General features: G+C 59.5%; 20 protein-coding genes, 1 pseudogene and 1 riboswitch. Of the genes and pseudogenes, 9 read left to right on the forward strand and 12 right to left on the reverse strand.

Annotation, left to right across the window (positions count from 1 at the left end):
- Window positions 1-14 precede the first annotated feature (14 nt).
- From NOM06_RS00530 to NOM06_RS00540, 3 genes are all read right to left on the reverse strand, one after another.
- Entirely contained in the window at window positions 15-1,541 is a 1,527-nt protein-coding gene (locus NOM06_RS00530) for a methyl-accepting chemotaxis protein (protein WP_255909117.1), read from the reverse strand.
- Window positions 1,542-1,605: 64 nt separating this feature from the next.
- Window positions 1,606-2,337, reverse strand: a complete 732-nt coding sequence (locus tag NOM06_RS00535; protein ID WP_005334783.1) for an ABC transporter substrate-binding protein — start codon at window positions 2,335-2,337, stop codon at window positions 1,606-1,608.
- 551 nt (window positions 2,338-2,888) lie between these two features.
- Entirely contained in the window at window positions 2,889-4,127 is a 1,239-nt protein-coding gene (locus tag NOM06_RS00540; protein WP_005334784.1) for a uracil-xanthine permease family protein, read from the reverse strand.
- A 447-nt stretch (window positions 4,128-4,574) separates the two neighbouring features.
- Here NOM06_RS00540 and NOM06_RS00545 point away from each other — a divergent pair.
- Window positions 4,575-5,890: pseudogene (locus tag NOM06_RS00545) on the forward strand (IS4 family transposase).
- 218 nt (window positions 5,891-6,108) lie between these two features.
- Entirely contained in the window at window positions 6,109-7,146 is a 1,038-nt protein-coding gene (locus NOM06_RS00550; RefSeq protein ID WP_255909119.1) for an OmpA family protein, read from the forward strand.
- Between the two features lie 85 nt (window positions 7,147-7,231).
- On the opposite strand, the gene NOM06_RS00555 is transcribed toward NOM06_RS00550, so the two are convergent.
- The gene (locus NOM06_RS00555) at window positions 7,232-8,926 is read right to left on the reverse strand and encodes an NAD-dependent malic enzyme (protein WP_255909121.1); all 1,695 of its coding nucleotides are present in this window, start codon (window positions 8,924-8,926) and stop codon (window positions 7,232-7,234) included.
- Between the two features lie 69 nt (window positions 8,927-8,995).
- Entirely contained in the window at window positions 8,996-9,853 is an 858-nt protein-coding gene (locus NOM06_RS00560) for an AraC family transcriptional regulator (RefSeq protein WP_005338380.1), read from the reverse strand.
- Window positions 9,854-9,973: 120 nt separating this feature from the next.
- Here NOM06_RS00560 and NOM06_RS00565 point away from each other — a divergent pair, with 120 nt between their 5' ends.
- Together NOM06_RS00565 and NOM06_RS00570 are read left to right on the forward strand one after the other, a co-directional pair.
- Window positions 9,974-11,353: an MATE family efflux transporter gene (locus NOM06_RS00565; protein ID WP_255909124.1), complete on the forward strand. Its 1,380-nt coding sequence runs from the start codon at window positions 9,974-9,976 to the stop codon at window positions 11,351-11,353.
- 123 nt (window positions 11,354-11,476) lie between these two features.
- Window positions 11,477-11,725 carry a DUF2498 family protein gene (locus NOM06_RS00570; protein ID WP_255909126.1) on the forward strand — a complete coding sequence of 83 codons (249 nt, stop codon included), beginning with the start codon at window positions 11,477-11,479 and terminating at the stop codon, window positions 11,723-11,725.
- Between the two features lie 33 nt (window positions 11,726-11,758).
- Here the strand turns inward: NOM06_RS00570 and NOM06_RS00575 are convergent, their stop codons facing one another.
- A complete protein-coding gene (locus tag NOM06_RS00575; protein ID WP_040066714.1) occupies window positions 11,759-12,880 on the reverse strand; it encodes a GGDEF domain-containing protein in 1,122 nt (373 codons plus the stop codon).
- A 246-nt stretch (window positions 12,881-13,126) separates the two neighbouring features.
- On the opposite strand from NOM06_RS00575, the gene NOM06_RS00580 reads away from it, so the two are divergent.
- On the forward strand, window positions 13,127-14,524 hold the full coding sequence (locus tag NOM06_RS00580; RefSeq protein WP_255909128.1) for a nucleobase:cation symporter-2 family protein: 1,398 nt from the start codon (window positions 13,127-13,129) through the stop codon (window positions 14,522-14,524).
- Window positions 14,525-14,623: 99 nt separating this feature from the next.
- A complete protein-coding gene (locus NOM06_RS00585) occupies window positions 14,624-15,340 on the forward strand; it encodes a protein ligase (RefSeq protein WP_255909130.1) in 717 nt (238 codons plus the stop codon).
- Window positions 15,341-15,454: 114 nt separating this feature from the next.
- On the opposite strand, the gene NOM06_RS00590 is transcribed toward NOM06_RS00585, so the two are convergent.
- Window positions 15,455-16,831, reverse strand: coding sequence for a sodium:alanine symporter family protein (locus NOM06_RS00590; RefSeq protein WP_255909132.1), 1,377 nt, complete (start codon window positions 16,829-16,831; stop codon window positions 15,455-15,457).
- A 107-nt stretch (window positions 16,832-16,938) separates the two neighbouring features.
- Window positions 16,939-17,054, reverse strand: a riboswitch (glycine riboswitch).
- Window positions 17,055-17,561: 507 nt separating this feature from the next.
- On the opposite strand from NOM06_RS00590, the gene NOM06_RS00595 reads away from it, so the two are divergent.
- Window positions 17,562-18,728, forward strand: a complete 1,167-nt coding sequence (locus tag NOM06_RS00595) for a type III PLP-dependent enzyme (protein ID WP_058056704.1) — start codon at window positions 17,562-17,564, stop codon at window positions 18,726-18,728.
- Window positions 18,729-18,812: 84 nt separating this feature from the next.
- Here NOM06_RS00595 and NOM06_RS00600 read toward each other — a convergent pair whose 3' ends face one another.
- Both NOM06_RS00600 and NOM06_RS00605 read right to left on the reverse strand, forming a co-directional pair.
- Window positions 18,813-19,781 (reverse strand): calcium/sodium antiporter, encoded by a 969-nt coding sequence (locus tag NOM06_RS00600; protein ID WP_005343920.1) that lies wholly within the window; start codon window positions 19,779-19,781, stop codon window positions 18,813-18,815.
- A gap of 126 nt (window positions 19,782-19,907) precedes the next feature.
- Window positions 19,908-20,381 (reverse strand): peroxiredoxin, encoded by a 474-nt coding sequence (locus NOM06_RS00605; protein ID WP_255909134.1) that lies wholly within the window; start codon window positions 20,379-20,381, stop codon window positions 19,908-19,910.
- Between the two features lie 155 nt (window positions 20,382-20,536).
- Here NOM06_RS00605 and NOM06_RS00610 point away from each other — a divergent pair, with 155 nt between their 5' ends.
- The gene (locus NOM06_RS00610) at window positions 20,537-21,463 is read left to right on the forward strand and encodes a phenylacetate--CoA ligase family protein (RefSeq protein ID WP_255909136.1); all 927 of its coding nucleotides are present in this window, start codon (window positions 20,537-20,539) and stop codon (window positions 21,461-21,463) included.
- An 83-nt stretch (window positions 21,464-21,546) separates the two neighbouring features.
- Here the strand turns inward: NOM06_RS00610 and yfcD are convergent, their stop codons facing one another.
- The gene (gene yfcD, locus NOM06_RS00615) at window positions 21,547-22,029 is read right to left on the reverse strand and encodes an NUDIX hydrolase YfcD (RefSeq protein WP_021229132.1); all 483 of its coding nucleotides are present in this window, start codon (window positions 22,027-22,029) and stop codon (window positions 21,547-21,549) included.
- 205 nt (window positions 22,030-22,234) lie between these two features.
- Here yfcD and NOM06_RS00620 point away from each other — a divergent pair, with 205 nt between their 5' ends.
- Window positions 22,235-22,453: a DUF1107 family protein gene (locus tag NOM06_RS00620; RefSeq protein ID WP_203118191.1), complete on the forward strand. Its 219-nt coding sequence runs from the start codon at window positions 22,235-22,237 to the stop codon at window positions 22,451-22,453.
- A gap of 52 nt (window positions 22,454-22,505) precedes the next feature.
- On the opposite strand, the gene NOM06_RS00625 is transcribed toward NOM06_RS00620, so the two are convergent.
- Complete coding sequence (locus NOM06_RS00625) at window positions 22,506-22,820, reverse strand: DUF2845 domain-containing protein (RefSeq protein WP_005338404.1); 315 nt, start codon at window positions 22,818-22,820, stop codon at window positions 22,506-22,508.
- Window positions 22,821-23,008: 188 nt separating this feature from the next.
- Complete coding sequence (locus tag NOM06_RS00630; protein WP_005338405.1) at window positions 23,009-23,620, reverse strand: FKBP-type peptidyl-prolyl cis-trans isomerase; 612 nt, start codon at window positions 23,618-23,620, stop codon at window positions 23,009-23,011.
- Window positions 23,621-23,759: the final 139 nt, after the last annotated feature.

Below are 23,759 nucleotides of genomic sequence, written 5' to 3' on the forward strand. Positions count from 1 at the left end.
GCGAAGTTAACTGACTAGACCCGAAACTGCTTGAGCAGGGTGTCGAGCTGGGCCGACAGCTGCCGCAGATCGCTGCTGGCCTCGGCAACCTGTGCCACTCTGGCCGCACTCTCGCTGTTGAGCGTTGCAATCCGGTTGACGCTGTGGCTGACCGCCTCCGCCACCGAGTGTTGTTCTTCCGATGCCTGGGCGATATACATGTTCATCTCGCGGATCAGGCTGACCTGATTTTTAATTTTCTCCACCGATATCTGCACATCTGCCGCCTCGATTCCGGCGCGGGATGCCTTCTCCTGACTCTGTTGCATGCCGGCACCGACATTCTGGGTCGCTTGCTGCAACCGCTTGATACTGGCGCTGATCTCCTCCGTCGACTGGCGAGTACGGCCCGACAAGGTGCGCACCTCATCCGCCACCACCGCAAAACCGCGCCCCTGATCACCCGCCCGCGCCGCCTCGATGGCCGCATTGAGGGCAAGCAAATTGGTCTGCTCGGCAATGCCGTTGATCACCTCGATGATGGTGCCAATGCTGCTGCTCTCGGTCGAAAGGGTGCGCATCAGGGTGGCGACTCGCTCCACCTCCCCCACCAGTTGATGGATGGCCTCATTGGCATGGCCCGCCAGATTGTAACCCTGCTCCACATAGAGGTTGGCCTCATCGGTGGCGCCAGAGGTTTTCACCGCATTGCCAGCCACTTCCTGCACAGCCTGACTCATTTCGGTGATGGCGGTGGCGACTTGATCCAACTCGGATTGCTGGGCGTCACTGCCTACCCGGGTATCTGCCGAGAGGGAGTCACAGAGTTCGGCGGTTTGCAACACACCGGCAGAGAGCTCGTTGATCTCCGCCACCATCTCCTGCAACTTGGCAATAAAGTGGTTGATGTTGGTGGCCAGCGCGCCCATCTCATCCTGACGGCTGATCTTCAGACGCCGGGTCAGATCCCCCTCTCCTTTGGCCAGATCAAACACCGCCTGATTCATCTGATGGAGCGGCCTGAGCACATTGCGATGAATCAGCACCATCAGCAACGCGATGATGCAGAGATCGAGCACCAGGATCTGCCAGACGGTGGTGATCAACTGCTGGCGCAGTTGGGCCTGAATGGCGGCATCACTGGTTTGAACCAGTAATCGGGCCACGGTGTTTTTCTGGCCGCTGTCGTCATAGACCAGATCATATCCCCCATAGGCAGCGGTATCGGCAGGCATGGCTGTCACGGGGGCAATGCTCCCCGCCGAGTCACGGGCAAACCCGGCCACCAGCTTGTCCTTGTTGACCACCAGCAGCGTACTCAGGATATCGGCCGCCAGCTCGGACTTGAGCGATGCCTCGATGAAGGCCGATTCATAATTCCACAGCGGGCCGGGCAGGGAGAGCTGCAGCCGACCGATGGCCTGTTCGACCAGCGCACTCTGTTTGCTGTAGCTCTCCGCCCTGACCGCGTTGTAGTTGTAAGCGCCAAACAACACCAGTAGCAGACTCACCGACAGGGAGGTCAACACGGCAATCCTGAACGTCAGACTTTTCCAATCCATGGTTTCCTCCCGGTTTTACGGCAGCCGGCGCAGTGCCATTGAGCGGCACTTGCTATTGGTACTGTTACTGGTACTTGGCATTGATCTTGTCGATGGTGCCATCCGCCTTCATGGCAGCGAGGATCTCGTTGAGCTTGGTGATGAGCTCATCGGGCGTATCCTTGTTAAACGCCAAGCTCATCTGGGTTTCCTTGAACACGAAGACCGGCTTGGGTGAGGCCACCTTCTCCTTGCTGGCCAGATAGGGGGCCAGATACTGGCCGGTTGCCCAGAGATCGATGCGGCCTGCCTCCAGTTTCTTCACGTTGGCGGTATCGTTGGCAGCCAGCTGCAACTTGGCAAATCCCTGGGCCTTGAGATATTCGGCAGCCGCATCGCCGTTATAGCCACCCACCGAATACTGCTTGGCATCTTCCAGCGACTTGACCGTGATATTGGCGGTCGAACTGGAGAAAAACACCCAGTTGTTATTGACCAGCGGCCCTACCCACTTGAACAGTGCTTCCCGCTCCGGAGTGCGGGTCGTGGAGTAGAGGGCGGTATTGGGGGTGCCGAGGGTATCTTCGTACGCCCGTTTCCAGGGCATCAGGGTCAGCTTGTATTCGACCCCGGCACGCTTGAACAGCTCTTCGACCACCTCGGTCGACAGCCCGACAATCTTGCCCCCCTCCCCCTGCATGTTGAATGGCGGGTAATCCTCGGTCATCACATTCAGTGGCGCAGCCTGAACAGCGCTTATCGCCATCATGGAAGAGACTGAAAAAATTGCACTTTTCCACAGCAGTTGATAGTTCATTGCAACCTCGCTTTGCTTGCCATTCATCCCTGAACATCCGCCGTTATTGAGGGCGGTGCACGTCTGACCCGCTGGGGTCATGCCGGCTTTCACGGCTCGCCGCCCACCCACGTGCAGCAGCAAACAGATCCGGATTTTGCCTGTGCGCAACGAAACGCAACCGGCGAGGCAGGCTCACAACAAATCGAGGTGGAAACATGCCAGGGCAGCATAAGGGGAGTGCGGAGTGGGGCGGATAAGCCTCTGCCATACAACAGCGCCGTGGCAAAGAAAAAGCGCATCGTTTTACGACAGGGGTCTGGGAGAGAAATGATAGAAAACGCCAACATCCATTTTCCCATACTGCTCGAGGAGACCTCAGAGCCAAACCTGTCCTTTAGCTAAGGTCACGAAAAGAGATACGTCAAATGAGAATGCTAACCCCCTCATCTGCTTCCAAATTAGATTCCAGATGAGCTCCGTCGAGCCAAAAAGTGGCGCGAGATACCCGAAAATGAGAAGGCCACCGCGAGGTGGCCTTCTCCAAATCAACAATGAACGTCTGGTGGAACTCAATCCTTGGCCGCGTCCATCACACCCTCTTCGGAGTGCGCAGGCAGGATCAGGTTGAGCAGGATGGCGGCAACAGAGGCCAGGCCAACACCGGCCAGCGCGAAGTCGCCAATCTTCATCTCCAGCGCACCGACACCGACGGTCAGAGTCACGGCGACGATGGCGATATTGCGTGACAGCCCCAGATCCACCTTGGATTCCACCAGAGTCTTGAGACCGATGGCAGCGATGGATCCGAACAGCAGCAGCATGATACCGCCCATCACCGGCATCGGGATGGAGGTAAGCAGCGCATTGAACTTGCCGAAGAAGGCCAGAATGATGGCAAACACCGCAGCCCAGGTCATGGTGACCGGATTGAAGTTGCGAGTGATCATCACGGCACCGGTCACTTCGGCGTAGGTGGTCACGGGTGGGCCACCGATGAAACCGGCGAAGCAGACGCCGATGCCGTCACCGGCCAGCGTACGGTGCAAACCCGGATCCTTGGTGTAATCCTTGCCAGTCACGCCACCAATCGCCAACACGCCACCGATATGCTCGATACAGGGGGCGATGGCTACCGGCAACATGAACAACGCAGCAGCCCAGTTGATCTCCGGGGTTTCGAAGTGGGGCAGCGCCAACCAGGGGGCGTTCACCATGCCATCGAAACTCACCTGGCCCATGAAGACCGCCGAGACATAACCGGCAATCACGCCGCACAGGATGGGGATCAGCTTGATCCACCCCTTGCAAAACACAGCTGCAATGAGGGTGACCGCCAGCGAGATACCGGCCAGTGTCAGCGCAGTTCCCGCAGGAACCACCTGCTCACTACCGGCGCGGCCCATCGCCATGTTGCAGGCAACCTGCGCCACAGAAAGACCGATCACCATGATCACCGGGCCAATCACCACGGGCGGCAGCAATTTGTGCACAAAGCCCATCCCTTTTGCCCGGATCAGCGCAGCCAGAATGAAATACATGAAACCGGCGGCAAACAGGCCAAACATGGTGGATGGCAATCCCCAGGTCTGGGTGGCGTAGATGATGGGGGCGATGAAGGCAAAGCTGGAACCGAGGAAAATCGGGACCTGACGGCGGGTGCAGAGCTGGAACAACAGGGTGCCCACACCGGCGCCAAGCAGGGCCATGGAGGGGTTCAATCCGGTGAGCAGGGGCACCAGAACCATGGCACCGAAGGCGACAAACAGAATTTGCAGCCCGGCGACACTTTGCTTGACTAAGGAAAACATGGATGTCCTTAATTTTTTGATAACTGATGGGGATATTTATCACTTTTCAGTTATCACAAGACTTTTTCAAGGCACAAAATGAACACAAATGCGTCACTTGTTACCTTTTACTGCTTGGGAAGGGCATGAAACTGGCTTTTTAGGCAGGATTCGTTGCTACAAGCATCGAGTATGCGATTTTACGTATTATTGTGACGAACGCCAATCGTTTTTCTGACCGGTTTATTGAAATCCCATTCAACATGGTGATGTTTTGTACGCTAAATGAAGAAAACGGCGGGGACTTGACCCCGATGCTGACACGCTCACTATCTGGCAACCAATACCAGGACACATCCGACATAACAAGGAGGCCACCTGGCCTAATGCCGATCAGTTAAGGATCCATTGACCGCTCCTTCTGCTGTGTGAAAATCCGAAACCTGTTGATTGGTTTCGGATTTTTTTATGCGTATCGCCCAGGCTCTCGACTTCCTCCACGCCAGCAATGCAGCTCAGTTTGAGTCACTCTCAGACCTCATTGCTCCCGAGCTCATCACGACGCTGCTTGCCGAAGAGGATGTCGTGACCCTGCGTCGCCGCCGTATGCCCATGGAGCGTCTGGTCTGGGCTATCATCGGCATCGCCATCTTCCGCCATATCCCCATGACTCAGCTTGATATCCTCTTGCCCGGCGACCGCCCCTTTGTCGCCCCCAGCGCCTTCCTGCAAGCTCGCCAAAAATTGGGGGACAAGAGCATCGAACGCCTGTTTCACGAAACCGCCTCTCTCTGGTACCAGCAGGCCAACCACCCCGGTTGGGCCGGGCTGCAACTGCTCGCCGTCGATGGCGTGATGTGGCGCACGCCTGATACCCCGGACAATGCTGCCGAGTTTGCCAAGCCCGGTACCCAGCATGGGGAGACCACCTATCCGCAGGTGCGCATGCTTTGTCAAATGAAGCTGACCAGTCACCTGCTTGTTCAGGCGGTCATGGAGAGTTGCGCCGTCAACGAGATGGTGTTGGCCGAACAGCTTGTCGCACGCACGCCGGACCACTCGCTCACCCTGTTCGACAAGGGGTTCTACTCCCTCGGCTTGCTCCACGCATGGCAGAGTGCGGGCGTTGAGCGACACTGGTTGCTGCCGCTCAAAAAGGGCACGCAATACGAGGTGGTGCGCAAGCTGGGGCGTCAGGATGTGCTAGTGCGTCTCAAAACCAGTCCACAGACGAGGAAGAAGTGGCCGCACCTGCCGGATACAGTGGAAGCCCGCTTGCTGACTCGCACTATCAACGGCAAAGAGCGGCAGGTACTGACCTCGATGGTCGACCCGATGCGTTTCCCGGGCGCCGACATCGTCGAGCTCTACAGCCACCGCTGGGAAATCGAGTTGGGCTATCGGGAGATGAAGCACAGCCTGCAACAACACCGGCTAACCCTGCGCAGCAAGAAGGCGGCGGGGATACGGCAAGAGCTGTGGGGCGTGCTGCTGGCGTATAACCTGCTGCGCAGCCAGATGGTAAAGATGGCGGCGAGTCTGAAGGGATACACTGCGAGCCAGCTGAGTTTTCACATGGCGTCGGTCTATCTTATCCATGAACTGAGCTGCATGCCGTACCTGTCACCGGGGAGTATCCCGAAGCGGGTGGCGGAGCTGGATAAGCAGGCGGGGCAGTTTGTATTACCGGAGCGAAGGGAGCGGAATTATCCCCGCAGTGTGAAGGCAAGACCACAAAAGTATGCGGTGCAAAAGCCAATAAAAACAATGCCAGTCAGGCTTAACTGACTGGCATTAGGCCACTTGGCCTCCTTTTTCTTGCCGCTTATTCGCCCACCTTGTAACCCTCTTTTGCTCTTCCTCTTCCCGTGTCGCGCCCTAGTTCACGGCGTGTCGCCCCCCATACCTCTTTGGTGGTTAAAAACAGCCCGTCACCTATACATAAGTGTGGGGTTTGAGCAGCAGGCAACCCCACTACACCAAACATCGACGAGGATACGCGATGAACATAAGAGTAAAACCTGTGTGGATTGCATTGGCATTGGCGAGCACAGGCGCACAAGCGAAACCGGTTCACGACTGGTATGCCGGGGTTGGCGGTGGCTGGGCCATTGCCCACAATCTGAATGATTTCAGTCAGGATGTCGGCAAGGATGCGACTGCGCTCTCCCTGTTTGGCGGCTACAACTTCACGGAAAATCTGGGGGCAGAGATTGGCTATCTCTCCACCGGTGACTGGGATATCAGCGGCCATGACTTCAACAGCAAGGGAGCCACGCTGTCAGTCATTGGCCGCCTGCCGCTCAGCGAGATGTTCTCGCTCTTTGCCGAAGGCGGTGGCTATATCTATCACGTCGAGTCAGTCAATGGCGGGGACGACAACCTGGCGCCGCTGGCGGGTCTGGGAGTGACGGCCCGGCTCCATGACTGGGTCGATCTGCAGGCACGCTACCGCTACATAGTGCGCGTTGGCGATGATCCGGATAACGGCAAAGCCAACAGCGGCACCCAGCGCTGGGGCAGCGACATCAGCACCGCCACGCTGGAGCTGGTGATCCACCCGAACCGCAGCCAACCCAAAGAAGCGGCCCCCACGCCCGCCCCGGTCGTGGTTCCCCCTCCACCGGCCGAACCAGAAGTGGTGGATCAGACCTTCAACCTCAGTTCCGATGTGCTGTTCGCCTTTGGCAAGGCCGATCTCAAGCAGGAGGGGATGAGTGCGCTGGACGATCTCTACCAGCAGATCGTCGACGTGCAGCCCAAGGATGGCAGTGCAGTCGTGATGGGGTATACCGACCGTATCGGTTCGGATGCCAACAATCAGAAGTTGTCAGAAGCTCGGGCCCAAACCGTTGCCGACTTTCTGATCAGCAAGGGATTGCCTGCCGACAAGGTGAGCATCCAGGGCAATGGCGCGAGCAATCCGGTCACCGGCAACCAGTGTGATGCCATCAAGGCGAAGGCGGCGCTCATCGACTGCCTTGGGCTGGATCGCCGGGTAGAGGTGCGTGTCACCGGCGTACAGGGCGGCAGCGAGTAGTTCATCTTGAGGCGATAACCATGTCAGACGTGCAGTAAAAAGGGATGCTTGCGCATCCCTTTTGCTTTGCGTCTTTGCGCAGAAATCAGAACGAGGTGCGACGGTAGCGGCGATATTCCGGATGCCAGAAGTTGGCGTCGATGGCCTGATCGATCACCTCGTCCGGGGTCTGCACCGCCTTGCCCTGCAGCATGGCGGTCTTGGCCACCATCTTGGCGATGTAGTGGGATACCTGATGGATATCCGCCAGATCCGGCAGCAGGGAGCCCTCCTCCCCTTTCACCAGCGGCGAGCACTCCGCCAGCGCGCGGCTGGCCGACATCAGCATGGCGTCGGTCACCCGGGTGGCGCCGGAGGCGATGACGCCAAGGCCGATCCCCGGGAAGATGAAGGAGTTGTTGCACTGGGCGATGACGTAGCGCTTGCCCTTGTGCTCCACCGGTGCGAACGGGCTGCCGGTGGCCACCAGCGCCTGACCGTCGGTCCAGCGGATAAGGTCAGCCGGCATCGCCTCGACCCGGGAGGTAGGGTTGGAGAGCGGGAAGATGATGGGACGGGCACAGTGCTTGTGCATGGTCTTGACCACCTCTTCAGTGAACAGCCCCGGCTGACCGGAGACCCCGATCAGGATATCCGGGCGACCATGCTCCATCACCTCCAGCAGGGAGATATTGTCCCCCACCGGCCAGTCGGCGATGCGCTCCACCGGTTGGGAGAGACGGCGCTGGAAGTCGAGCTGGTTGGGGATCTTGTCGGTGATAAGACCGAAGCGGTCCACCATAAAGACACGGCTGCGGGCTTGGGCATCGGTCAGCCCTTCGGCCTTCATCTGCGCCACGATCTGCTCGGCGATGCCGCAACCGGCGCTGCCCGCGCCGAGGAAGGCGACCCGCTTCTCGGAGAGTTTGGCACCGGAGGCCTTGCAGGCGGCGATGAGGCTGCCCAGCGTCACGGCAGCAGTACCCTGAATGTCGTCGTTGAAGCAGCAGAGCTCGTTCTTGTAGCGGTTGAGCAGTGGCATGGCGTTGTTCTGGGCGAAATCCTCGAACTGCAGCAGGATATCGGGCCAGCGACGTTTGACCGCCTGAATGAAGGCATCGACAAACTCGGCGTACTCATCCCCCGAGATACGCGGATTGCGCCACCCCATATAGAAGGGGTCATTCAGCAGTTGCTGGTTGTTGGTGCCGACATCCAGCACCACCGGCAGGCAGTAGGCGGGCGAGATGCCACCACAGGCGGTGTAGAGGGAGAGCTTGCCGATGGGAATGCCCATGCCGCCGATCCCCTGATCACCCAGACCCAGGATCCGCTCACCATCGGTCACTACGATCACTTTGACGTTCTGCTTGGTGGCGTTTTGCAGCATGTCATCGATCCTATCCTTGTCCGGATAGGAGATAAACAGGCCACGGGCGCGGCGATAGATGTTGGAGAACTCCTCGCACGCCTTGCCCACCGTCGGGGTGTAGATGATGGGCAGCATCTCGGTCAGGTGGTTGTGCAGCAGACGGTAGAACAGTGTCTCGTTGGTATCCTGGATGTTGCGCAGGTAGATGTGCTTGTCCATGTCGTTGCCAAACGCCATGAACTGGCGATAGGCGCGCTCGGCCTGCTCCTCGATGGTCTCGATATTCTGGGGCAACAGACCTTCGAGGTTGAAGTTGCTGCGCTCTTCGCTGGTGAAGGCGCTGCCCTTGTTGAGCAAAGGGGTCTCCAGCAGGGCGGGACCGGCGTAGGGAATGTAGAGAGGACGTTTCTGGTTATTATCTTCAAACATGGATCTTGGTACCTAAACGGTTAGCTAGACGCAGGGACCCGCCGATCCTAGGGGCTTGTCTCATTAATTTCAAAGAGTTTGCACATCCGTTGCAAAAGGTTTGCGACCCAGTCGACGAAAGGCGCCGGGGGTCTGACCAGTCAGACGACGAAAGCGGTTGGCAAAGTTGGCCCCATCGCTGTAACCGACCCGGGCCGCCAGCTCGCCAAGTGGCCAGTTGGTATAGAGCAGCAGCTGGCGCGCCTTGTTCATTCTGAGCTCGGTCACCCTAGCCATCGGCCCCATACCGAACGCTTGCTGGCAGAGGCGATGCAGATGGGGCACCGAGCAGGCCATCTGTCGGGCCAGCAGGGCGACACTCCAGGGTTCGTCCAGGCGCGCCTCCACCCGGCGAAACAGAGCCTGCAATCTGAGTTCAGGGGTGCCGCGCACCTCCCCTTGCAGGGTCCGCTCCAGCAGCGCCAGCAACAGGCTGAGCAGTTGAGGTTGCAGCGAAGAACGAACCCCTTCCCCCTGCATCAGGCTGAGCAGATGGTAGAGCTGATCGCCGCCATCCCCTTGCCAGATACGGTGACCAAGGCGATGCAGGTGCTGCCAGCGCGGCACGTCATCGAGCAAAATCCAGCTGATCTGCCAGCTTTCGCCAATCAGCTTGAGACCGCCTGGCACGGCGGCGGGCAGGAAAATCAGCGATCCGGCCGGAATGGCTTGCTCACCCTCATCGGTAAGCAGCGCGCCACCCTCATCGTGACTCACCATCAGGATGTGAAACTCGGGGCGATTGCGGCGGATGAGGTAGTGATCCCGCACCCGGGATAGGCCGGTCAGGAAGATCCCCGCCTCGCCGAGCAGGGGCAGCCCTTCACGTCCCAGCATCTGCTCTTCACAGGCTGGCGCTATCTCCAGACACTCGCTGGCAAATGGCATAACACCTCAACAGGATAGTTTTACACAAGAAAACCGATAGCTACTCACAGTGAGAAGAGCCTCGCCAGCCCCTATCATACCCCTGACAAACCTTGCTTTTCTCATACCCGGTTAACAACTATGAATTATTGGCAAGCGATTTTAAAACAAACCACCGATCGCGAGTTCATGACCCGATTGTGGCGGCTGGCCCTGCCTGTCTCGCTGCAATCCATGATGTTCTCCCTGCTCGGCCTCATCGATATCATGATGGTGAGCCAGCTTGGCACCACGGCTGTGGCGGCGGTCGGCTTGGGTAACCGGGTCTTCTTCTTCAATCTGCTGGTGATAGCGGGCCTCGCGGGCGGGGTCTCGGTATTGGCAGCACAATACTTCGGGCGCGGGGAGATGGCCGGGGTACGCCGCTCCCTGGCGCTGGCCATAGTGGGCGCCCTGCTGGTCACCCTGCCCTTTGCCTTCATCTATGTGTTATCACCGGGCAGCGTACTCGGCTTTGCCAGTCAGGATCCGGCACTGCGAGCTCTGGCGGATCAATTCTTGATGATCACCGGCGCCACCATCCTCTGTACCGCCATAGTGGTGCCGCTGGAATCAGCCCTGCGCTCGGTCGGCAATGCCGCTGCGCCAACCCGCATCGGCATTATCGCCATCATCGCCAACGTCATCCTCAACTACGCCCTCATCTTCGGTCACTTCGGCTTCGAGGCGATGGGGGTCGCCGGTTCGGCCTGGGGCACTACCATTTCCCGGCTGCTGCAGACAGCCCTGCTGCTGCTCTACGTAAAGCGCTATGAGGCGCGCCTGATCCCGCGCGCATCAGACTGGCTGGCCGCCTTCAAGCGCAAGGAGGTGGTGCGCTTTACCCTGATCGCCCTGCCGCTGCTGTTCCATGACGGCCTCTGGGCCTTCGGCATGCTGATTTACGGCTTTCTCTATGCCCATCTTGGCACCGATTCGCTGGCCATCATGACCACCCTCGGCACCCTGGAGAGCATCCTTATCTCCCTCTTCTTCGGACTGGCGGTGGCCTGCTCCACCCTGCTCGGTCACCGGCTCGGGGCCGAGGAGTACGAGGTCGCCTGGCAGCACTCCCAGCTGTTCCTGCTGCTGGCACCGATTGGCGCACTACTGGTGGGGATCATCGTCTGGCTGCTGCAAGCCAACCTGCTGCAGTGGGTCGGCAACCTGCCCCCCGAGCTGATGACGGAAGCGGGGCAGGTGCTCGGCATCATGTGCCTCGGGATGCTGCTCAAGGTGTTCAACATGGTGGGGATCATCGGGGTGCTGCGCTCTGGCGGTGATGTGAACTACAGCATCTTTATCGATATTGTCGGCATGTGGTGCATCGGCATCCCGCTCGCCTGGGTGGCGGTCACGCTGCTCGGCTGGCCCCTCTCCTGGGTGGTGGCAGTAGTGCTGCTGGAGGAGCTTAGCAAGGTGCTGCTGGTGCAGCGTCGTATTCGCCAGCGCTGCTGGTTGAAGAATCTGGTGATCGGATAAACAGCCACAAATCGGGGTCATATCAATGACAGAAAAACCCTGTTTGCAGTATGCTGGGCGCCTCTTCAATCAGAGGCAGGGATCCACGGTATCCCTGTCCAGTAGTCGTTTAAGGAGACGAGCATGCAACCACAGAAAGAGCTGATCACCGAGACGGTCCTGCTTGAGATGGCCAACAAGATCATCAAAGAGCATGAAGACTTCATCCACGGTATGCGCGCCGATTCGGTGGAGCAGAAGGGGGATATTCTGGTGTTCAAGGGGGAGTATTTCCTGGCCGAAGACGGCACCCCGACCGGCAAGACCATGGCAGTCTTCAACATGTTCAAGCTGCTGGCCCAGCAGCTCTCCGGCAAGTACAAGCTGGCCTGATCTCGCCAGCTCATTGCCAACAGGATGCCGCCCTCAGGCGGCATCTGTTTTTGCGCGGTTCTGCCCCTCGACCACCACGCAGTTGCGTCCCGCCATCTTGGCCTGATAGAGGCACTCGTCGGCACGGTTGATCAGAATATCGATGGTGTCATCACAACGGGCCATGGCAATCCCGATACTCACCGTCACCTCCAGCAATTCGTCCGAGGTGGGGCTCTTCACCAGCCGCGCCTCGACGGCAATGCGCAGCCGCTCAGCCATTTTGCTCGCCAGTGCCGGATCTGCGCAGTTGTGCATCAGGATGGCAAACTCTTCACCACCATAACGCCCCAGCACCATGTCAGGCTCCAGCTGCTCGCCCAGGGTGGTAGCCACCTCCTTGAGCACCGCATCCCCCGCCAGATGGCCGTAGATATCGTTGATCCGCTTGAAGCGATCGAGATCCAGCAGCATCACCGCAAAGGGCTTCTTCTTGAGTTGCAGCCGGATTCTGGCCTGCTCCAGCTGCTTCATCAGCAGGCGGCGGTTCATCATGCCGGTCAGCTCATCGGTGGTCGATTCCCGATAGAGCCGCAGCAGCATGTTGAGTTGACCGCACTGCACCCAGCAACTGGCCATGGTAAACATGCCGAGCACCCACACCTGATTCAGGGTGGCCTGACTCCAGATACTCTGTCCCACCAGCAGCCAGTGGCCCAGCAGCATGGTCACCAGTACCACACCAGCCAGTTGCAAGCCGAGGGAGAGGGGGATGGGGAAGATGGCAAACAGGGTGATCAGCAGATAGGGAAAGGCCGCATAGCCCGCCTGCAACTCCTGTCCGGCGCCAAAGCTGTTCAGGCAGAAGAGGGAGAAGAGCATCATCACGGCCATCAGGTAGCCAAGGGCCAGCTTCATCCGTTCCCGCTTGAAGTGAATGAGGTACGAGAGCGGAATAAGTGGCGAGAGCGCCAGGGTGCAGAAGATCCTGGCCTGGAATAGCTGCTCGAAATGAACGGCGGGCAAGGTCAGCCAATCCACCACGGCCCAGGCGGGCAATCCGAGCATCAGCAAGCAGGTCAGCAGGCGCAAACGCACCGTCATAAAGCCCATGCGAGTACGAGTAAAGTCTTCGGAGTGAACCCTCGCACTCCAGAACTCTGACAACTTGAGCATCCAGAGTCTCCACGATGAATACTGAGGGCTCATTCTACACCTACAAAGTGGTAAAAATGTCATTAGCGGGGAGAATAAAAAGGAGAGGTCGGTCACACAAACCGACAGATGATAATCGCAGCGCGCAAACGTTTCAACCCATCAAAAAATAAACCTTTTTTTGCATAATTAGCGCTGGTCAGCCTCATTTCAATCACTACAATAGCGCCCAATTTTCTCCCCCTCCCCACACAATTCGAGGTACTTATGGAACAGGCTGCTGTCACACGCGCCAATCGAGAGGCCCATCCCCCCAGGCGAGCCCATAGCGAACTGGTCTATGGCATAGAGGATGTCCCGCCTCTGCCCCAGACGCTGTTCGCCGCCCTGCAGCATATGCTCGCCATGTTTGTCGCCATCATTACCCCGCCCCTGATTATCGCCAATGCCCTCGGCCTCCCTGCCGCCGACACCCGTTATATCGTCTCCATGTCGCTGGTCATGTCCGGCATCGCCTCCTTCATTCAAACCCGCCGCTTCGGCCCCATCGGTTCCGGCCTGCTCTCGGTACAGGGCACCAGCTTCAACTTCCTCGGCCCCATCATCGCCTCCGGTCTCGCCCTCAAACAGGCGGCCATGCCCACCGAGGATCTGTTGGGCACATTGTTCGGCACCATGATGGTTGCCGCATTCACTATCGTGGTGATGAGCCGCTTCCTCCATCTGGTGAAACGGATCATCACCCCGCTGGTGACCGGCATAGTGGTGCTGCTGATCGGCCTGACCCTGATCAAGGTAGGTCTCATCAGCATGGGCGGCGGCTATGCAGCCCTCTCTGATGGCAGCTTCGCCAGTCACACCAACCTCTTCCTCTCCCTGCTGGTGCTCGGCCTTATCGTGTTGCTGCAACGCAGTCGCAACCCCTGGTTGCGCCTCTCCGCCATCATGATCGCCATGCTGGCGGGCTATGCCGTGGCCCTGCTGTTGGGCAAAGTGAGCGCCCCCACCTTCGACGGCCCGCTGATGATGGTGCCCATTCCGCTCCACTACGGTCTCGGCTTTGACTGGCAGCTGTTCGTGCCGCTCGCCATCATCTTCGTGGTGACGGCGCTCGAAGCGATCGGCGACATGACCGCCACCTCGGATATCTCCGGCGAGCCACTGGAAGGGCCTGTCTATATGGAGCGGATCAAAGGCGGCGTGCTGGCTGATGGTGCCAACTCCATGCTGGCGGCAGTTTTCTCCACCTTCCCCATGTCCACCTTCGCCCAGAATAACGGCGTTATTCAGCTGACCGGCGTCGCCAGCCGCCATGTCGGGCTCTTTATCGCCGCCATGCTGGCCCTGCTCGGCCTGTTCCCGGCGGTCGCCAGTCTGGTACAGCAGATCCCCGAGCCCGTGCTGGGGGGTGCCACCATCGTGATGTTCGGCACCATCGCCGCCGCTGGCGTGCGCATCATTGCCCGCGAGGAGCTGGATCGCCGCGCCCTGATGATCCTGGCGGTGTCGCTGGCCATGGGGCTGGGGGTCGCGCAGGTGCCGGAAGTGCTGCAACACCTGCCGGAGCTGGCCAAGAGCGTACTCTCCTACGGCGTCGCCACCGGTGGCATTACCGCCATCGTGCTCAACCTGCTGCTGCCCAAGCGCGAAGCGCGCCACTCCTGAGACACAGCCTACCGATAGCAAACAGCCCCGCACTGCGGGGCTTTACCTTGCCAGTCGCCACGGGTAGTGTGCTGGGCAGCCTTTTTTGAGGATGCCGCCATGCCCTATCGCCTGCTCTCTCCCCTCCCCGATACCGCTTCACCCGCACAGATACTGGCGCAAGAGCAGTGCTGGCTGCGCGACTGTGCCCATGACGGCCAGCCCCGCGCTCACCTCTGGCAGGCGCCCCAATGCCTGATTGTCACCCGCAAGGATACCCGCCTCCCCCATTACGAAGCCGCCTGCCAGCAACTTGCAGCTGAAGGCTGGCCGGTACATGTGCGCGACAGCGGCGGCACCGCCGTGCCCCACGGGGCGGGGATCCTCAACCTATCCCTGCTGCTGCCCCGCACCACCACAGATCTCGCCCACTACTACCGGCTGCTGGGGGCACCGCTGCTGACCCTGTTGGCGGAGTACGGCCTTGAGGGAAGCTATGACTTCGTGCCCGGCTCCTTTTGCGATGGTCAGTACAATCTGGTGATCGGGGGACGCAAGATCACCGGTACCGCCCAGCGCTGGCTGGCACCGGGGCAGGATCACCAAGGCGCCGTGCTGGCACAAGCCATGCTGCTGGTGGCTGGTGATGTGGATGAGGGGACCAGGATGGCGAGTCGCTTCTACGAGCTGGCGGGCGGCGAACTGCATTTTATGGCGGGAACCTCCACCACGCTGGCAAGCTGCATCGATTGGCGCGGTAGCGATCAGGCACTGGTAGAGAAAGTGCGAGCACGTCTGGATAGCCTGCTGAGCGAGGGGCTATCCTCCTCATCCTGACCTTATCCCGAAGGGAGAGGGAAAGTCCCCATCCAGAGACACGGCGCACAAAAAAGCCACGACCGGAGTCGTGGCTTGTTCTTTTCAAGGGGAGCGTGAAACGGGCCGAGGCGTTCAGGCCGTCTGCGGCTCCGGCTCGGCTTCGCTATCCAGATCCCGGCTAAAGTAGGCGCGGGTTTCGGCGATCACCACATGGCGCAGGCCAATCAGGCCGATGAGGTTGGGCACCGCCATCAGGCCGTTAACGATATCGGCCAGCAGCCAAATCATGTCCAAATGGAGGAAAGCACCGCTCGCCACCAGCGCCAGATAGACCAGACGATAGGGCTTGATTGCCTTCACCCCGAACAGGTACTCGGTGCAGCGCTCGCCGTAGTAGTTCCAGCCAAGGATGGTGGTAAAGGCGAAGAACAGCAGGCCAATGCTCACCAGATACTGACCGACATGGGCATCGAGCCCCTGGGCAAAGGCCAGACTGGTCATGGCCGCGCCGCTTGCATCGCCGCTCCACACGCCGGTCACCACCAGGGTCAGGCCGGTCATGGTGCAGATGATGATGGTGTCGATGAAGGTACCTGTCATGGAGACCAGCCCCTGCTCCACGCACGAATCGGTCTTGGCTGCCGCCGCCGCGATGGGCGCAGAGCCCAGACCTGACTCGTTGGAGAAGACCCCGCGCGCCACCCCGGACTGAATGGCCAGCATGATGCTGGCACCGACGAAGCCGCCGGTCGCCGCATGGCCGGTGAAGGCACTCTCGATAACCAGCATGACTGCATCGGGCAGGGCGCTGGCGTTGTTCACCAGCACGCCCAGACAGGCGACGATGTAGAAGATGGCCATGAAGGGCACCACCTTGCTCGACACGCTGGAGATGGATTTGATCCCCCCCAGGGTCACCAGCGCCACGATCAGGGTCAGCACCACGGCGGTCGCCTCACGGGGCACCGAGAAGGAGAGGCTCATGGCGTCGGAGATGGCATTGACCTGCGGGAAGGTACCGATCCCGAAGAAAGCTACGCCGATGCCGAACAGGGCAAACAGCTTGGCCAGCGGCTTAGAGCCGAGCCCCTTCTCCAGATAGTACATGGGGCCACCCGCCATCTGGCCGTTGGCATCCTGCTCGCGATACTTCACCGCCAGCAGACACTCGGCGTACTTGGTGGCCATGCCGAACAGCGCCGCCATCCACATCCAGAACAGGGCACCGGGGCCGCCGAGCTTGATGGCGGTAGCCACCCCGACGATGTTGCCGGTACCGATGGTGGCAGAGAGGGCGGTACAGAGGGCGCCGAAGCTGGAGACATCCCCCTGCTTGTCCTGCCCCTGATCGCGACCAAAGACCAGCCGCAGAGCGAGCGGCAAGCGCACGACCTGAAGCAGACCCAGACGCAGGGTGAGATAGATACCGGTCCCGACCAGCAGGATCAGCAGGGGCGGGCCCCAGATAAAGCTATCGATGGCGGTTAACGCCGATTGAATTGATGACATGCATCCTCCTTAAGAAACAGAAATTAAGGAGGAGAAGGATGATCTTCCCATAGGTGTCGCGATCGGCCAGAGGCGATCGGATGCGGGCCAAGCCCAGGTACAACCATCCCATCCCCTCTGTCCTTTTGCCTGAGAGTTTCCGGCGCCTGCCTGCCCTTGCGGGTAGTCATGGTGCCTTGCTCCTTCGGCGCCCGATTTAACGGGTCTCTCCAGAGTATCGTCCAGTAGCAGTCCACACCGGTTGCCCGGTACCTGAAAGATTCACTTCTTCGGTGGATGGTTGCCCATCGCTCTCCTGCTACCTTCATCCGAACTAGTTTGGATTAGGAAGTCGGCATGTTAATCCAAAAAATGTGAGCTGTCTCGCACTTGGCCGCCCCCATTTATATTTTTTTAGTGACCACCAGAATCGCAGCAAGAATGTTAAATGTTAGTTAACTATCAACAAGTTAGGCTCTCACGGATCAAATGTGGCCCAAACGGGAAAAATGGCGGATAGAGAACAGTGATCCCTCTCGTTTCGCCAAGAAAATCTTGCCGACATATCCAATCAAAATGCTTGCACACAGAATCAATAAGCCGATAATCCGCTGCATAACCAATCACTTTGCTATCAATTTATGCACTGTGTTCGGTTGGTCCCACCGGACCGCTCGCCTGACCCGGCCGTCGCCGGTTCAATCGCATATGGCTTGGGCATATCACGCCCCCTAAGGACTTTCAAAAGAGAATGAACGACGCCCTGGTTGCAAAAGATGTGGTAGCACAAGATTACCGTCAGCTGGTTGAACAATTCGGCTCCCCCCTGCTGCTGCTCGACAAGGCAGCCGTCCGCAAACAGTATCGGGCCCTGGCCGCCGCCCTGCCCGATGTACGATTGCACTATGCACTCAAACCACTGCCCCATGAGGCGGTGGTCTCTGTCTTGAAGGAAGAGGGGGCCTGTTTCGATCTGGCCACCAATGGCGAAGTGGATCTGGTGCGCAGTCAGGGGGTTCGCCCGGGACGTTGCATTCATACCCATCCCATCAAGCGCGACAGCGATATCCGTTATGCGCTCGAGTTCGGCTGCACCGTGTTTGTCTATGACAACCCGCTGGAGCTGGAGAAGTTCATTCCCTACAAGGACGAAGTGAAACTGCTGCTGCGGGTCAGCTTTCCGAACCCCGAGACCAAGGTCGATCTCTCCAAAAAGTTCGGCTGCACTCCGGAGCAGGCGCTGCCGCTGTTGCAACTGGCCCACGCCAAGGGGATCAAGGTGATGGGGCTGTCGTTCCACGTCGGCTCGCAAGTGCCTCATGCCCGTCGCCATGTGCAGGCCATCGACGCCTGCCGCGAGATCATGGAGCAGGCCTGGGCGCTCGGGCTCAAGCCCTGGGTGCTGGATATCGGCGGCGGTTTCCCGGTGGATTATGAGGGGGGCGAGTTCGATATCGACGGCTTCTGCGCGCCGATCCGCGAAGCACTGGCCAAGTTGCCCGCTACCGTGCAGAAGATTGCCGAACCGGGCCGCTTTATCAGCGCACCGGCCATGACTTCGGTTTCAAGCGTGATGGGCAAGGCCCACCGCGGCGACAAGATCTGGTACTACCTGGATGACGGTCTCTACGGCAGCTACAACGGCCAGCTCTATGACCACGTCACCTATCCGGTGAGCACGCCTTATGCCAGTGGCGAGCAACACAACTCGGTGCTCTCCGGCCCCACCTGCGACAGCGTGGATGTGATCCGCGATGGCATCATGCTGCCGGATCTGGCTATCGGCGAGTTGGTGGTTGGCAAGGTGATGGGCGCCTACACCTGGGCCTCCGCCTCCACCTTCAACTTCTTCCCCAAGGCCAGCATCCTCATTCTGGACAGCAGTCAGAAGGGGCAGAAGCTGGTGGCAGTAGCCTGAGCACACCGCTCGCCAACAGGTTCACTGGGCAAAAACAAGAGGGGGAAGCTTGAGCTTCCCCCTCTCTCATTTCACCAACCTCTATCAGATAAACTGACTGGTCAGCAGCCAGCCGGTGTAGGCGACGAAGCAGGTGAGCAGCACGCCCCCCTCCAACCGGTTGATACGGCCCTGCCCCTTGCGGCCCAGACACATCACCAGCAGCAGCAAGGTCAGCCCCATCATGATGCTCCAGTCACGGGTGAGTACCTCCGGCGCCACATCGAGCGGGTGGATGCCCGCCGCAATCCCCACCACCGCCAGGGTGTTGAACAGGTTGGAGCCGAGCACGTTGCCAAGGGCCAGATCATGCTCGTTCTTGCGAATGGCGATCAGCGACGAGGCCAGCTCCGGCAGGGAGGTTCCCACCGCGACTATGGTGAGGCCAATCACCAGATCGCTGATACCGAGCGCCTGAGCGATGGTCACTGCCCCCCAGACCAACAGGCGGGAAGCGCCGATCAGCAGCACCAGCCCGACCACCAGCCAGAAGATGGCGCTCTTGAGGGACATCCCCTCGCTCTCGATATCCTCGGCGGTCTCGGTATCCAGCGCATCTCCCTTGCCATTCATGCCAGCCCAGATGGACCAGCCCATCAGGGCAACGAAGACGGCCCCCAGAATGACCGCATCCATCCGGCCCAGATGCCCATCAATCAGCAGGGCGCCAGAGAGCAGGGTAATACCGAGCAGGATCGGGATCTCCTTGCGCACCACCTGAGAGGCCACCGCGATAGGGCTGATCAGTGCCGTCAGACCCAGGATCAGCGCGATATTGGTGATGTTGGAGCCATAGGCGTTGCCGAGCGCCAACCCGGGATTGCCCTGGGACGCCGCCAGCGCCGAGACCACCATCTCCGGGGCCGAGGTACCAAAACCGATGATCACCATGCCGATCAGCAGCGGCGGCATCCCCGCATAACGGGCAGTGGCGGCGGCACCGTCGACAAACTTGTCTGCACTCCAGACCAGCAGCGCCAGTCCGGCAATCAGGGCAACAAAAGCCAGGGTCATAGGATCTTCATCTCTTGTTATCTGCAACGAAGCGCCAGCCCAAACGGGCAGGCACCATGGGAAAGTGGCGCCAGTGTAGCTGTGCCGCCTCCCATTTCAAGGGGAAATCAAACCGTGATTAACATTTCACAGTGCAGCCAGCAGGCTCGCGGCATCGGAGACCTCGAACTTGCCCGGTGCCTCCACAAACAGCTGTTCAACCACACCATCGTTGGCGATCAACGCAAAGCGCTGGGCACGGATGCCGCCAAAGGCGCCGGTATCCTTGGCCAGGCCCAGCGCCCGGGTCCAGCTGCCATCGCCATCCGCCAGCATGGTGATCACCTCGGCATTCTGGGCCGTCTGCCAGGCCCGCATCACGAAAGCATCGTTGACCGACAGACAGCAGATAACATCCACCCCTTTGGCCATAAACTGATCGGCCAGCACCACATAGCCGGGCAGATGAGCATTGGAGCAGGTGGGAGTAAAGGCGCCGGGTACCGCAAACAGCACCACTTTTTTACCGGCGAACAGCGTCTTGCTATCCCGCAGCTGCTTGCCCTCGGCGGTGATAAAGGTAAATTCGCCCGCAGGCAGGGGTTGTCCTACAGCAATCATGATTTCTCGTCCTGAGTCGTGATGGGAAGTCGCCAGTTTATCCCAGAGTGACGATGCCGCCTAACAGCGGCTCTGATCCTGACCATGGATAGCGGCAGGCATTTTCCCCTTGGGCAGACTACTCTTGAGCTGGTTTCACGGCGCCAGGAGGCCCCATGCAACACTATTACGATGGTCTGGAAATTCGTCCCCCCGCCATGCGCGAACAGCAGCAACTGGACCAGCTCAATCATCAGCTTACCCATGTCAGTCAATATTGCGCCGGTTACTCCAGCGCCTATCGCCAGTGCCGCCTCGAGGATCTGGCAGATCTGGCCACCCTGCCACTGCTCGACAGCAAAGAACTCTTTGCCGCCCAGCAGGCTCATCCCCCCTTTGCCGGTCTCACCGGCCGCCCCGCCAGTCAGGCGCTGCGGGTATTCTCCTGTCCGGGCCAGCTGGCCATCCCCGAATATGCCGGGGCAGACTGGTGGGGCGCCGCCCGGGCGCTGTTTGCCGCCGGTTTCAAGGCGGGGGAAGTGATGCTCAACGGCCACGACTATCATGCTGGCCCCACCGCCTTTATCTTCGATAACGGCGCCCGCCAGCTGGGGGCTCCAGTGGTACCCTGCGGGCCCCACGATACCCAGCGCCAGCTGGAGGCACTGCTGCGCTATCAACCCACCGGCTACGTCGGTCCGCTGGTGACCCTGCTCGACCTGCTGGAAGCGGCCGAAGCGGCGGAGATCCCGAGCGACTCGCTGCGCCGTGCCCTATTGTGTGAAGCAACCCATCCCGAAACCGCACCACTGCGCGCCGTTCACGGCATTGCGGCCCTCAACTGTCTGGTGTGGCAGGATGTGGGGGTGGTGGCCTACGAGAGTCAGCCCGGTCAGGGCTTTATCGTCAATGAGAGCTGCATCGTCGAGATCATCGATCCCGCCAGCGGCAATCCCGTGAGTGGCGACGAGACCGGCCAGCTGGTGGTGACCCGGCTCGATCTGGAGTATCCATTGCTGCGTCTGGCCACCGACTGGCAAGGTCACTGGCTCGCCAAGCCGAGCGCTTGCGGGCGCACCAACCGGCGCCTCAAGCTGGTGTAGCAGACCAACTAAATGCACAAAGGCAGACGGGCAGCCATCAGGCTGCCCGTCTTGTCTCTGGAGAAGAGAATATATGAAGTTGGTCAGCGCCTTGCCTGCCAGGTGGCGATGGCAAGCAGGGAGTCGGGGGTAAATTCACTGGCGCGCTCGGCAATCTCGGCCAGGCTCATCCAGTGCACCGCGCTCACCTCTTCGGCCTGCAACTGCAGCGGCCCCTGATAACGGCAACTGAAGAGGCCACCCCAGACCCGGTAGCCCTCCCCTTCCGCATAAAAGCTGCCAAAGCCCTGCAGGGGAACATCCATAATCCCCAGCTCTTCGGCCAGCTCGCGGCGGGCGGAGCGCTCCATCTCCTCACCGGTGGTGACCACGCCACCGGCGCAGGCATCCAGCATGCCGGGGCAGAAATCCTTGCTGAGGGTGCGTCGCTGCACCAGGATCCGATCCGCGTCGTCGAGCACCAGAATATAGCTGGCGCGATGGCAGAGATTCTCTCGCCGCACCTTGGCTCGCTCGGCCACGCCAATCACCCGGTTATTCCCGTCCACCACATCAACCCATTCCACGCACAGGCCCTTTTATTTGTTCCATTCAAGCCCGCAGTATATCGGTGCGGTGGTTTGTCATGGCACAACTTTTTCGATGACGCCGTCAATTTGCCGAACTCACTGGCAAAATAAGGATTCATGCAAATCTTTATAAACCGTCATATCAGTGTCATCGACCGACACCATAGTGTGCCCTGTCCAGGCAATATCAGGGAACCGTGTGATGAAGGTATTCAAGCAGTTATCCCCACGGCAGATCGCTCGCTACATCAAGAGCTTTCATCGAGGCTATTTTGCCATCGAGTCGCTGGGGACATTTGAATTCAACGCAGGCAGGATCAGCCTCCATGGCCTGACCTGCCGCCAGCGGCTAAGACTGGCTCGCCAGATCAATCTGGCGGTCAGACAACTTGGTCACCACAACCCCTTGCCGGACATGTGAGTCAAAGGGTCTTGCCCTACTGTCTGTTGTGCATCCATGCTTTGCCCGCCGGCTACTGGCCGCGCGGGCCGTTTTCGATATCGGTAATGATGCCGTTGCGCACCGTCACAAAGCGCATGAACTCGTTCTTGCCGAAGTTGTAGGTCCAGCGTTCACCATATTTGACCTGTACCATGTTGCCAAACTGGTTCTCCTCGTTGCGGTTGAGCTCTTCACGCAACATCGGCTCACCGCACTTGAGCAGCATCTCGGCGGTGGTGTCTCCCTCTGTGATCAGGGCGTTCTTGCAGCGCATGGCATCGGCACTGGCCGGAATGCTCAGCAGCAACAGAGCAAGCCCCGCTACTTTCTTCATCTTCTTGCTCATCGGGTTCTCCTTATCCTCTCTAATGAGTCGCAGTATGCCTGTTCCCGTTTCTGAAAAAACCAGCCAATGGCGCAAAAGTGTCGCCCTTTTCTGCTCTCCAGCCCGCTGGTCGCGACAAATGCTGTCTATCACATAACCCAAAAACAAACGGCGACCCGAGGGTCGCCGTTTGCATCAAGCCAGCAGGATCACAGGATGTCCAGCAGCTCGACTTCAAATACCAGTGCAGAGTAGGGCGGGATGGAACCGGCACCACGGGCACCGTAGGCCAGATCGTGGGGGATGTAGAGCTTCCACTTGGAACCAACCGGCATCAGCTGCAGCGCTTCAACCCAGCCAGCGATCACGCCGGTCACCGGGAATTCAGCCGGCTGGCCGCGAGCGACGGAGCTGTCGAATACGCCACCGTGGGTGAAGGTACCGTGGTAGTGCACACGCACGGACTGACCGGCTACCGGAACGGCACCGTTGCCTTCTACCAGCACTTCGTACTGCAGACCGGAGTCGGTCACCTTCACTTCAGCGCGCTTGGCGTTATCAGCCAGGAAGGCTTCGCCGTCAGCAGCGGCGGCCTTGGCGGCGGCTTCCTGCTCTTCTTGCATACGCGCAGTGATCACCTGGAAGGCATCATTGATATCGTCACGGCTGACCGCGAACTCCAGACCATTCAGAGCATCTGCCAGACCTTGTTGCAGGGCCGGGATATCCAGACCGGCGAAGGCTTGCTGCGCCAGCTGATCACCCATGTTGCGGCCGATGCCATAGCTGGCCTTCTGTTCGATAGAGTCGTATTGGGACATTGAGATGTTGCTCCAGATCCATGTAGTAAAGAGGCGGGATAATATCAGACTTTTGGCCGGGGTGCTGCCGGGGGCGCCCCTGATTTCCCCGTCAGTGGGAGGAACTTCACACAAGATGCGGATGAACGCCGCCCAACGG

The sequence above is a fragment of the Aeromonas sp. JL9 genome, from assembly GCF_024436075.1.
GTDB classification, from domain to species: domain Bacteria; phylum Pseudomonadota; class Gammaproteobacteria; order Enterobacterales; family Aeromonadaceae; genus Aeromonas; species Aeromonas veronii.